General features: G+C 36.5%; 9 protein-coding genes and 2 pseudogenes. 3 read left to right on the top strand and 8 right to left on the bottom strand.

The features are described 5' to 3' along the window. Positions 1-553: 553 nt before the first annotated feature. The 8 genes and pseudogenes from AB3210_RS02820 to AB3210_RS02785 form a co-directional block, all read right to left on the bottom strand. Positions 554-2,713, bottom strand: a complete 2,160-nt coding sequence (locus AB3210_RS02820; protein WP_265017891.1) for an AAA family ATPase — start codon at positions 2,711-2,713, stop codon at positions 554-556. Between the two features lie 35 nt (positions 2,714-2,748). Then, on the bottom strand, positions 2,749-3,915 hold the full coding sequence (locus AB3210_RS02815) for a helicase RepA family protein (protein WP_264690060.1): 1,167 nt from the start codon (positions 3,913-3,915) through the stop codon (positions 2,749-2,751). Further along, entirely contained in the window at positions 3,912-4,403 is a 492-nt protein-coding gene (locus tag AB3210_RS02810) for a hypothetical protein (RefSeq protein ID WP_230609208.1), read from the bottom strand. Before AB3210_RS02810 ends, AB3210_RS02815 begins: the two co-directional genes overlap by 4 nt. Positions 4,404-4,436: 33 nt before the next feature. Beyond that, positions 4,437-4,799, bottom strand: a pseudogene (locus tag AB3210_RS02805) (hypothetical protein); the annotation flags it as partial. Between the two features lie 65 nt (positions 4,800-4,864). Then, on the bottom strand, positions 4,865-6,334 hold the full coding sequence (gene ltrA / locus AB3210_RS02800; RefSeq protein ID WP_230609206.1) for a group II intron reverse transcriptase/maturase: 1,470 nt from the start codon (positions 6,332-6,334) through the stop codon (positions 4,865-4,867). Between the two features lie 450 nt (positions 6,335-6,784). Next, positions 6,785-7,228 (bottom strand): annotated as a pseudogene (locus AB3210_RS02795) (AAA family ATPase); the annotation flags it as partial. 34 nt (positions 7,229-7,262) lie between these two features. Next, positions 7,263-8,066, bottom strand: a complete 804-nt coding sequence (locus tag AB3210_RS02790) for an ATP-binding protein (RefSeq protein ID WP_264690059.1) — start codon at positions 8,064-8,066, stop codon at positions 7,263-7,265. A gap of 52 nt (positions 8,067-8,118) precedes the next feature. After that, positions 8,119-8,607 (bottom strand): sigma-70 family RNA polymerase sigma factor, encoded by a 489-nt coding sequence (locus tag AB3210_RS02785; protein ID WP_230609203.1) that lies wholly within the window; start codon positions 8,605-8,607, stop codon positions 8,119-8,121. 252 nt (positions 8,608-8,859) lie between these two features. On the opposite strand from AB3210_RS02785, the gene AB3210_RS02780 reads away from it, so the two are divergent. The 3 genes from AB3210_RS02780 to AB3210_RS02770 are packed head-to-tail and all read left to right on the top strand — an operon-like array spanning position 8,860 to position 12,690. Next, complete coding sequence (locus AB3210_RS02780; RefSeq protein WP_264690058.1) at positions 8,860-9,543, top strand: hypothetical protein; 684 nt, start codon at positions 8,860-8,862, stop codon at positions 9,541-9,543. A gap of 16 nt (positions 9,544-9,559) precedes the next feature. After that, positions 9,560-11,494, top strand: coding sequence for a DUF4815 domain-containing protein (locus tag AB3210_RS02775; RefSeq protein ID WP_264690056.1), 1,935 nt, complete (start codon positions 9,560-9,562; stop codon positions 11,492-11,494). Between the two features lie 11 nt (positions 11,495-11,505). After that, a complete protein-coding gene (locus AB3210_RS02770; RefSeq protein ID WP_264690055.1) occupies positions 11,506-12,690 on the top strand; it encodes a hypothetical protein in 1,185 nt (394 codons plus the stop codon). Positions 12,691-12,694 lie beyond the last annotated feature (4 nt).

Below are 12,694 nucleotides of genomic sequence, written 5' to 3'. Positions count from 1 at the left end.
TACATTAAAAAAATTTCTTTACAACTAAAGTAAAACGTGATAAAATCAACATATGGTCTTTCTTATAAGTTAAGACATGGTGTTAATCGGCTTTTAAGGGCTGTTATAAGCGTTCTTTAGGTCAAGGTGGTATAATTGTACCCTGAAGTTGTAGGATGACTTTAAAACGCAATTACGGGCCATTTGTTTTTTCTGAGCGTTTTCTTTCGTTTCTTTTATCAGATAACTTTGAAAGAGAGCTTTCCATAGCTTATTATTGTAAGTAAAAGAGAAACGAACAGAGTAGTATGTTTTAAAGTCATACTACTATATTATTATATAATAATAGGAGTTATTCTGAAAACTGAGAGTTGAACAAAACCCTCTATATTCCTGAACTTTTTCCCTATTGCTCAGTCTGCAGCTATAAAATTCAACAATCCCTCTAAGTTGTTGAAAATCTCGCATTTCTTTCATCCTTACTAAATTCAGTCTGCATAGACTAAGCAAATTCTGAAGACAAACTGAGCAAATCCGAAGACTGAAATAACTCATATTTTCTATTTTAATTTTATTAATCGCAGATGCTATGATGAACCCAAGTATTCGGATTTTCAACTGGTAAAATGCTACCATTCTCCGTTGATTTATAGTCGGTTGGTAAGACCTTTTCATAAATTGTCACTTCTTTATTCAGTTGGTGATCAAATACCTTACTTTTCTTTTCCATGCCTGCAACACAAAGTACTCCATATCTAGTTCTTGCTCCATTTTTACCTTCTCTGTTAAATTTTATATAGCCTTTTGTAGCTAAAGTATCAATACGTTCACGGATCGAATGTTGACTACCAAGACCTGCTTTATTCTCAAATGCCTGACAGAACGAATTTATTGTATATAGACGTCCCTTCCGTGCTTCATCATAAATTAATTGTAGAATAGTATCATACCTACGCGAACGTTCTGCATCTAACCTTTGGCCATAATCTTTGTTCACAAGTCTTTGCGATTCATAATCAACTACGTACCAGTTATTGTTAATCTTATCAATGTATTTTGATGCAATAGCGTGGCCATTACGTAACTCAAAGATTAGTTGACGTTTACTTTGTTGTTCATCTGGTCTGTGCATAATTATTCCTGTAGTATAAAATCCCCTTAAACTGCTTGCACCGCTAAAACTTTGAAATGGGTCTTCTTCCAATGATTTCTTTTGCATCTTCTTTGTGTGGTGTACTAAAATAACTCCTGCATCTTGATTAGCCAGCTTTCTCAATTTACCAACCCTTTCTTGTAGAAAGAATAACATAGCATTGTTGTCATTTTCACTACTATTCTCGCCGGCATCAAAAATATTGCGTAGTGGATCTATTGCTATTATATCAACTGCATTCGAGCCAAATGAACTTTCTATTTTATCTACAATAATCTCTATACTATCATCATTTAGAAGTAACTCCACTTGTGGTGTAATAACTAAGTTATATCCAGCAATTTCAAGAAGTTCTTCATTTAGTTTAATTTGCTGAAGACGTTCACGCATATAGTGATAGCCAATTTCAGTTTGTAAGTAAAAGATTTTCAAAGGTCTTGTGGGCATCATGTTCAAAAATGGAATTCCTCCTGCCATGTGTAATAACCAAGAAATAAGAAAATCACTTTTTCCAACCTTAGGTGCACCTGCAAACACCAATAGTCCTCCTGGAGTTAAAATTCTTGGAACTATTATGTCTTTCGGCATTGGTGATTTATCGTTTAAATACTTTATTACTGGAATTGCTGAAAGTGAAATGCAACGTCCTGCTTTTTGAACTTTCGAGAATTCCTCGGTAGTTGATAGTTTTTTCACATATGGAACTTGAAGAATTAAAGATAAGAATTTTTCAACATTTATACCTTCTTTCACGCAATCAGCAGCGTCCCAACCCTTTGGTTTATCTTTAGGTATTTCCAAAATGCAAAGTTCTTCAACTCCAAGACAAGTAAGTTTCATAGCAGATTTTTCAGCGTATTTCTTACCTGCTTCATCATTATCTGGCCATATAATAATGTGTTTACCTTTAAGTGGAGTCCAATCTGTTTTTTCAATAGGTGCATTTGCTCCAGACATTGCAGTTGTGGCAGTAATACCTTGCTCTATGAGAGCATTTGCACACTTTTCCCCTTCTACAAGAATAATTTTATCGGACTTTAAAATACCTGGAATATTATATAGCGGCCTTATCTCTGGTACACTAAAGGTGGATTTTTTGATATCAAAAGGAAGATATCTCTTTCCACTATCATCATCATAACGATATACTCTAACAATAGCTTGGCCGTTTTCATCGTAATAATCCCAATATGCAGTTGGATTACCTGCAGTTTTGTCAGTTTTGATCTTTTTAAAATGACCAAGCCATTCAGCTATAGAGTCCATTACTTCAGTAAACTCTGTTCTAGTACTTTTTCTATGCACTTCTGCCCAAAGGTCGATAATGTCACCACCTTCTCCTGTTGCAAAATCATGCCATAGGCCAGCTTCACTGCCACTTAATTCTACTACTAGACTCTTTCCTTTATCACCTTGTATATTGCCTACATAAAACTTATCACCACGAAAAATCCCTCTTGGCAATAGATAAGAAAGGCATGATCTGATATTTAACAGAAGCTGAGCTTTAAGTTGTTCTTTTTCTACTAACGGTGCATTTTTTCGTGGAGCTGCAGTATTAAAATCACAATAGATATCCATAAAATCTCCAATATATTTAAAGTTTAGAAATTTGGTTAAGCTGTAGCTATCCAGCGTCCGTTAACCATATTTATGAATTTTGTTGGTATTGGTTTGCCGTTTTTAAGTTCGTACATCAATTGCAGAGTATTCCTTTCTGGCCTAAATATCATTATTCCAGATGTATATAAACTTCTTAAAACATTAGCACCACTCAATGCTTGAAATGGATTCTTTTTTAACGTGGTTGTTGACATTTTTTTGGTGTAATGTGTAACTATTACTCCAGCAGCAGGATTAGTTATAGAGCGTAGTTCATCAATACTATTTTGCAGAAAAGAGATCATACTCCTATAATCAAAAAGAGAGTCTATCACTATAAGATCAACTGTTTTTACATCGAGATTTTCCGACATAATTTCTTTTATTTTTTCCACATTCAAGGTTAGTTTTATTTTTTGAGTGATGACTAAGTTTTCTGTCCCTGCATCAAGGGTTTTCTTGCTGATTCTTAGCTTCTGTAAGCGCTCTCTATATTCCATTTCATCCTGTAGATAGAATATCTTAAGTGGCCTTGCAGGCTTCATACCAAGAAATGATACTCCAGCAGCTAAATGTACCAACATGGAAAGTAGAAAATTACTCTTTCCTATTTTAGGAGTTCCACCTATAACCAAAAGACCGCCTGGAGTTAGAATTCTTGGGCCTATTATATCTTTTGGCATTGGTGATTTATCATTCAAGTAATGCCTTGCTGAAAACGATGTAATTTTATGTTCTGTTGTGTTTTCTTTAGTATTTAACCACCTCTTAGCGGAATTTATATCACCTTTAACTAAAGTCCAAAGATCAATAATATCACCACTAATTCCTTTAGTAAAATTACGCCAATTTTCAGCTTCTTTACCCACTATTTTAACCGTAATCATATCCCCGTCACAGTTGCCAACATAAGTCCTCTCTCGATAAAAATTACCGTTTGGAATTAGGTAAGGTACACACTTCTTAATATTATCAATCAATAATCCTTTTATTTCCTTTCTCTGCATAAAACCCCCATACATACTTTTCATACGTTTAGAGCTGAGATTAGCTAGCTCACAAACAGTTTCAAAAGACTCTGAATCAAACCATTTAATTGCTTCTTTCTTTAGCTCTACTGCTGCATCTTTGATAGCTCTCTCAATTACAGCAATCCAGAGCTTCTCTTCGTCGTACTTCAAAATGGCACCCAATCAACTTCAGTTTGCTCTGGGATAATAACCGTAGCAATCTTGTTTTTTTCTCCATATCGATCAGCTTCAATACCAACTTTTGCAGTAAACTCTAACCCGTTAAAATCAGCTATAGAGTTGATTTTTCTAGCAATAACTGCTTTCTCTGAAGTGTCATGTGCATGAATATTTCGTGCTGACTCTAAAATACTTCTAAGCATAGAACGTCCAGATTCTCCCCAAGTATCTTCTCCTTCAACGCTTGCTTTGCCACTTTTAATACCAATTACTTGAAAAATCTTGCGTTTTGCATATGGACCTTCAGTGACAGTAAATTCAACGTTTAAATAGATGCTGCCAGTAGTGTAGCTTTTAGTGAACCAATTTTCATAACCTCCTGGTTTAATTGCCATTTTTACCTTGACTATTGTACCTTTTGGTATTAAATTACTTTGTAATTTTGCAGTATTAAAATCAGTTAAAAAATCTGATAACATATTGTCTCCTATAAATTAAGTGAAAAAAAGGAATCAACTCCATTGGTCTGCAAGCTTCCAACGACCATCTATCTTATCAACAAGCTTACTTGCTACACGTTCACCATTACGAAGCTCAAATACTATTTGACGGACAGTGCTTTCCTCATCATGAGCAAACATCACCATGCCAGTGCTATAAAATCCACGTAAAGATCCAGCACCGCTTAGGCCTTGAAATGGATCTTCTTCCAGCATCTTTTTCGATAATTTTTTTGTGTGGTGAGTGAGTATTATGCCTGAATCTGGATTGATAACATTTCTCAGTCTTTCAAGCGTTTTTTGCAAAAAGAATAGCATAGCGCTATTGTCATTTTCATTGCCATATTCACTTGAGTTGAAGATGTTGCGAAGAGGTAGGGTCGAGAACTGGCGCGCCTCTTTAGGGCTTGGTGGCTGATCCATTATTTTCATGTTGGGCCTCAATCCAAAATTCCCATGTTTACGTTTCCAGCTCCCGCCTCGTCAAACGCAGCATGCAGTTTTCCCGCACTACGCTTTCCTAGCAGATTCTTACCAAAGTTTATAACATCTTGTACTGGGGCTGCTTTCGGAACGTAATATCTTAATCTATAGTCTTTATATAGACCTAGTGTTTCGTATATCCATTCGCTACTCCACCTCTCCCAGCCAAATCCTTTTGCTTTTCTAGCTTTCATTAATTTACGTCTTACTTTCTTCTCTACCCATAGTTTCACGTAGTTAAAGTTTCGACCTGAGTTTCCTATCCTAAAGTAGTTTGTCCACCCTCTCAGTATTGGATTAATGATATTTATCACTTTCCATATTGGTTGCGATTTGTGGTCGCGAAATACCTCCTTCAATTTTTGAAGTAAGTTTGTCCGCGCTTTCATCTGTGGTGTTGTTTGTACCCTCCACTTTCCTTGTTTTGTGATCTTCTCTCGAAAATCAAATCCTAGAAAGCTGAATGTCTCTCTTTCCTTTAGGTTAGTTACTTTTGTCTTTTCTTTATTTACTTCTACCTTTAGTTTTGCTAATTCTTCTTGTACCCTTCTATACACTAATTTTTCTAGCCATTCCCATTTCTGGTGGCCATCTATCAGTATCACCAAATCGTCCGCCCATCTGGCATATTCTATATGTTGATATTTTCCTTCTTTAGTCACCTCTTTTGCCTTTTCTAGCATTTTATCTACCTCATTTAGGTATATATTGCTTATTAGTGGTGAAAGTGGTGATCCTTGCGCTATTCCTCGTTTCCCTCCTACTTTGAGGATTAGCTTGATCAAGTGCATGATTTCTTTATCATTTACTCTTTTGGAAATCTTTTCCATAAGAATATGGTGTCGCACATTGTCGAAGTAGGATTTCAGATCTATGTCAATAACTTTTGTATTGCCTTTGATTGCTGCTTTCGATACTTTATCAATTGCTTCATGCGCTTTTCTCCTAGGTCTATATCCATATGATCCGTCCTGAAAGTCAGATTCAAATATTGGTTCAAGTATTAGCTTCAGTGCTGTTTGCACTATTCTGTCCCGGATGCAGGGTATGTTCAACGTTCTGAGTTTTCCCCCAACTTTTGGTATTTCCTTCCTCCGGTTCCTATTTGGGCTATAGGTTTTGGTTATTAGTTCGTGTCTTATTTGTTGAAGATACTTTTCTAAGCCTTCTGCCTCTATCGATTCAAATGTCACCCCATCCATTCCTGGTGCCCCTTTGCTCTTCTTTGTCAGCTTATATGCTTCTTCTAGTGTCTCCATCTTGCAGACGTGAACATAGATTCCCCAGAATCGCCATTCCGGTTCTGTTTTCGCTTTGGTATATATCTTTCTTCTCAGGTCTTGTAATTTTATTGGCATTTTTATCATTTTTACCTTTACCTTCCTTTTTGTTAAAAGATTTCTACTAGTAGGGTGCCTTTGCTCCATGAGAGTTACCTCACTTCTTTACTACTACGCACCCATCCGCCACCCTCTCATCTTCTGTTCTTTTCCTGTTTTCCAGTTATAGAACCTACCACTCCAAGGTATTTCTCCTTGGGATGAGGAGGGCTTCTCCAGTTGCTTTGTATGTCCTCATTACCATGCTATCACTACCACCCCGCTGAAGTAGAACAATTGTATCAGTCGTTTTTCAACTGCCTATTCTGCTTTCGCCCATTGACCGCTGGCTCAGCCTTCAGTTCTTATCGTTTTCGAGGCCACCTATGTGTTTGCTTTCGCTACGGCCTAGTAATTCGCCATTATCCTATGATAACGTTGTCGGTAGGCTTCAACATTTTGCTTTCCCTCCACATTGCTACCCTAGCTACAGGACTTCGACTTTTATCCTGGTGGGTCTACCTCCCACTGAACATACTTGCCTTCTCTGGACACACGATCGATTGCAATAATATCAGGTTTAAAACGCTCTTTAATAACATTTTTAATTTCATCTATTTCTTCACTGCTGAAAGATAATTGTACTCTTGGTGTAATGATTAAGTTATTGGCAGCTATATTCAAAAGTTCGTTATCCAGTTGAAGTTGTTGCAAACGTTCTTTCATATATTCATATTCAATTTCAGTTTGCAGATAGAAAATTTTCATAGGTTTGCTTGGAGTCATACCCAAAAATGAAACTCCAGCAGCCATGTAAACAAGCCAAGAGATCAAAAAGTCGCTTTTGCCAATCTTAGGTGGGCCACCCAGTACTAATAGACCTCTTTTAGTTAGAATCCTTGGTGCGATTATATCTTCTGGTATTGGCGATTGATCATCCAAGTATTCTTTTACACTGAAAAAGGGAATTTTTTGAGTAATGGTGAAAAAGTCTTGTAACATATATAACCTCTAAAAGTTAACTTTGAGTAGAAATTTAAGCAGCAGTAGCAAAAGCCTTAGCTTTAATTTTCGCAAGTAAATTACCCAGATGCGGTTCTTCAACCATATTCAGGCAGCCACTGCGATCTTTAGCAGGGTATCCCCAAGAGTTAATAGTCTGACAGACAAATGAACGTTTTTCTGTGCCATCATCTTTCTTGATTCCAACCATGCTGATTACCTCATCAACTATCCCTGGAATCTCACTAGCAGTTTTAGCTCCTTCACATTGAGGTAGCCAAGTTGGACGATTGCAGTCATCGAGATATTGACCTAATGTGCCAACTATTATGATGTCTTTATCTCTGATATGTTGAAACTGATTGAGCCAAGCCATCATCTCTTGCGCAAGTATTCCGTAAGCAGCTCTCATGTCTTGCTTTCCACTTCTCTCAGAAAAAGCTTCCGGTTGCATTTTTGCCCATAAGAGACAAAGACGTGATGCTACAGTGATGCTATCAATAAAAATACATCGATATTTAGAAAACTCTTCATTGTATTTACTTGATACGTGCTCATAGTGTCTTTGGCTATACGCTTGATCAGATTTTAGTGCAGGGTTCGGACCACCAATTAGGCAGGCAATATCCCGAGCTTGATTCCAAGTACGAACACTAATTGAATCTCCCTGCCAATCTTGAACAGCAAGCAGACCTGCTTCAAAGTCAAGACATAGTGTTGGTTCACTTATAGTCTTTAAGAGGCTGGTTTTACCAATACCGTAAGGACCAAAAATTACTACTTTTATGCCTGTAGTTGTTTTCAATCTTTCATTATTGTTTAAAATTTTAAAAGTCATTTATTCACCTCAATGGTATATGTTATATATTCAGGAAAGGTAGAATTTATGTTCAATTTTTCTTTTTGCCCTTGTAGTAGATGGAAGAGAGTTTTATACGTATTTTTCTTACCATAGTATTTAAAGTAGTTCTTGATATGTTGTTCATCTTAGCAACTTCATATAAGTTAAAGTACTTGAGTTGCTCGCATATCTTTTGCATCTTTCTTGGTAGCGTTGAAATCATGTAATCTACATCAGTACGTTTCGCTACTTCATCTTCAAAAGCTTCTGTTTTCTCAATATTGACATAGTTATTAATATTGCGCTTCATACATAGTTGTTTCTCCAATAAGTTATTGGCACGACGTTCAGTTAATCTTGCTACAAAAGTGTTAAAGCTACCTTTACTTTCGTCATATCTATCAAGATAAGTCCAAATTTCACAGAAAAGTTCTTGCTCAAGATCTTCATGAGTTTCATGAGCAAAGCATTCAAAAAGTTTTAATCTCTTAGCTTGATACCGTATATTTTGAACAACTATGGCAGTTTTTAGTTTCATAACTTTTCCCTAAAACAATTAATGCTTTAAGGATGAGAAACTATAGGTGCACTTTGTAGGACAGGAGCAAAAATAAATAATACAGATGCAATTTTTAACCTATTGATATTCTATTGTTTTTTTTTCGAGAATAATACAGTTCGATTTTTAAATAATACTGCAACAAAAAATTAGGCAAAAATTCATTTTTTTTGGACAAAAATTTTCCAAATCCTGAATATATATTATATAAGCCTTTCAAACTCATCATAGGTGTCAATTCTTACACAATCAGGAAGAGCAGCAATAGCAGCCAGCATAAAAGAGCAATCTCTACATCTTGCTTGGGGCAGTGGTGATGCCAATTGGGAAAGTAGTCATCAAGTCGAAAAAGTTTTTGTTGAGGATGAAATAGCTCTAGATCACCATACTATTAAAGATGTAAGGGTTTTTACAGGACAAACAACTTATCAGCCAAGTATAGATTATATAGTTGATAGCAGTAGTGGTGTAATAAAACGTACGGAAAATAGCTCTATCACGGCAAATAGTGCAGTTACTATAGAGTATACTGAAAGCACACCACCAGAGCTGATAACTTCTGAAAAACTGCTCAATGAGCTTGGTAGACGTACTGCAGATGAAGTTCTTTTTTGCACAGGTGATGAGAATGGAGAGCTTTTGACTCCAACAGGGAGGTTTAGGTCCTCAAATGTACCAACCAATAATTTATACCTTAAATTTACTTTCGATTTCACGGACGCAGCAAATCAAGTTATACGGGAATTAGGGGTTATGGTTGGTACTAAAATAAAAGAAGGATTACCTGAAGGACAGAGATATTTTGAACCACAAGATATAGAAGATCCTGGAATTTTATTGGTCCTTGAGCATACAGTGCCGCTTATCAGAACTGCTGCCACCCGGGAAACTTTTTCATTTGTTGTAACTTTTTGAATTTTTCTAGCATAAAATGACTTTAAACGCCTATTACAATCGCTTTAATCCTGACAAAGAATACGAAAAAAGTTTGTTCCTGGCAGGAAGAGGTCTACAGTCAGCAGAATTAAACGAGACTCAGGAGTATGCTCTTTCTAAGCTTAAAGGCATAGGTGATGCAATATTTCGTGATGGTGATGTTATAACAGGAAGCAATTGTATTATAGATAGAGAAACTGGTAAAGTTACGCTTGAATCAGGAAAAATCTATCTTCGTGGAGCAGTTAGAAAAGTCGAAAAAGAAGAATTTATTATTCCACTGAGTACTATAGTTCGCATAGGTGTTTATTATCTAGAATCTACGATTACAGAACTTGAGGACGAAAATCTTCGTGATCCTGCTGTTGGTACAAGAAACTATCAGGAAGTAGGAGCTGCAAGGCTTAAAGTTTCCACCATTTGGGGTTATCAAGCAGAAGGTCTTTCTCCACGTTTTTCTGAAGGAGAATTTTATCCAATTTATAACATTGAAAATGGAGTATTAATAGAACATTCACCGCCACCACAAGCAAATATAGTAACTACTGCTCTTGCTCGTTATGACAAAGAAGCCAATGGTTCCTATGTCGTAAATGGTCTTGAAGTAATGTTCCTGCAAAAGGAAGAGGGAGAAGGAGGAAAAAAAATATTTGTGATTAATGAGGGCAAAGCTCATGTTGATGGCTATGAGATTGAACTTCCTCACAGTATTCGTGTTTCTTTTGATGAAGATCCGGATATAAAATCAGTTGAATCAGAACCACATACTTTTCAGCCAAATAGCCAAAGAGTAATGGAACTTAAAGTTAATGATTTTCCAATAAGTGAAATTAAAAAAGTAGATATAACCGTTCAAAAAACCATTACCATTACTCATGGTTCATATTCAGGAGCTGTTGATCCAACACCTGACTCTGCAGTACTTGAGATTATTCAAGTTAAACAAGGCAATGTTATTTATGAAAATAGTATAGATTACAAATTAAACGCAGGAAATGTTGATTGGTCATTACCAGGTAAAGAACCAGCTCCTGGAAGTAGTTATCAAATAACTTACCGCTGTCGTACTCATGTAAGTCCTGAAGATATAAGTGAACAGGGATGCAAAGTAAAAGGAGCAGTTGATAACAGCTTGGTTTTGATTGATTACACCTGGAAAATGCCCCGCTATGATTTAATTACTATCGATAGCAAAGGGGTGGTAAGAAGAATAAAAGGAATTTCCCACTCTTGGAGACCATCGATGCCTAAAGCACCTAGCGGACAACTTTTGCTCTGCTACATTCATCAGACATGGAAAAACGGAGAAAAAGAAGGGATAAAAATAGTGAATAATGCTATTCATGCTGTACCGATGAATGAGCTTGAAGCAATGAAAAAAGGAATAAATGATCTTTATGCTCTTGTTGCACAGGAACGTCTACGCAGTGATGCAAATTCAAGAGAACCTACCACCAAAAAAGGAATATTTGTTGATTCATTCTTTGATGATGATATGCGTGATCAAGGAATTTCGCAGTCTGCAGCAATAGTAAATAGAGAGCTAGTTCTGCCAATAGATGTAGAAGTTGCAGATATTGAAAAAGGTGGGGAAAGATATCTTTTGCCTTATAAACTTGAACCGGTACTGGAGCAGCTTTTACAGACCAAAGGAGAAAAGATCAATCCATATCAAGCTTTTGATCCAGTCCCGGCACAAATTACTCTAAATAAAAACATTGACCACTGGACAGAGGTTACCACGAATTGGAAAAGTCCAGTAACTAGAGTGTTTAATACTAGAGAAACAACAGAGCTATTGTCAAGTAATTCTTATGAAACTGAATTTATGCGAGAAGCAGTACAGAATTTTGAGATCGAAGGTTTTGAGCCAAATGAAAAGCTCAAGGAGGTGAAGTTCGATGGTATCTTCATTCAGCCTACTGCGTAAGAGGTAAAAATATGCTCACAGCTAACAACCAGGGAAAATTAAAAGGAAGATTTACCGTTCCTGCTAATATTCCAGCAGGTACTAAATTAGTACAGTTTTACGGTGATAAAGGCAGTTATGGAGAAGCAACTTATACTGGTAAAAAAACAATTACCATAGAGGAAAGAAGAAGAGTTATCGCAGCAAGAAGAGTTGATCCTTTAGCGCAAACGTTTACTTTAAATGAAAGTAGGCACATAGGAGGTGTGGAGCTATGGTTTATAAATAAAGGCAAAAAACGTGTTGTTGTGCAGATTAGAGAAACAGCAGTGGGAGTGCCCTCGCAAACTGTCATTGCTGAAAGCTATATTGAGCCAAAAGATATAAAGATAGATGGCACAGCAACACGTATAACTTGGTCACCAGTGTTTTGCCATGCAGGAGAGGAGTATGCAATAGTACTACTTACTGATGATTCGGGTACTGCAGTAAAAATAGCAGAACTTGGCAAATATGATGCAGTAAATAGCCGCTGGGTAACGAGTCAGCCTTATCAAGTAGGAGTATTATTATCATCGAGCAATGCAAGTACCTGGACACCGCATCAGAATTTAGATTTAACGTTTCGATTACTAGCTGCAAAATTTAGCGAAAGTTCTCACGTTATTGATCTGGGCAAAGTTACTGTAAATAATGTATCAGATTTAATTGTTTTGACGAACGTCGAAAAAGTAGCATTTGATACCAATGTAGAATTTATCTTAACAGATGAAGAGGGAAGAGAAAACTTTTTGTCTGATAATTTGCCGCTCGCACTGCGTGAAAGATTATCTGGAGAGCTAACGGTAAAAGCAAGCCTAAAAGGAGGGCGAGAGAAAAGTCCAGTGCTATATCCTGGGTTACAGCTAGTTATGGGTAATCTTTCAGAGTCTGGAGATTATGTTACAAGAAGCATTACAGCAGGGGCTAATACTAAGATCACCATAACATATGATGCGCTAATACCTAGCACTGCAGACGTTAAAGCATATGTGCAAAAAAATGTGGATTGGCAATTAGTAAATTTAACATCAGGAAAACCAATTGGAGAAAGCTGGGTGGAGAGAACTCATGTACTGACAAACTTTAATGGTAATGATACAAGGATAAAATTGGTTTTAAGTGGAACGGTTGTCTATCGTCCAAAAGTCAAAAATCTACGAATCATTATCACTTAGCAGA

Source organism: Wolbachia endosymbiont (group B) of Scrobipalpa ocellatella (genome assembly GCF_964188425.1).
Classification (GTDB): domain Bacteria; phylum Pseudomonadota; class Alphaproteobacteria; order Rickettsiales; family Anaplasmataceae; genus Wolbachia.
This window is presented reverse-complemented; position numbering and strand designations above follow the sequence as displayed.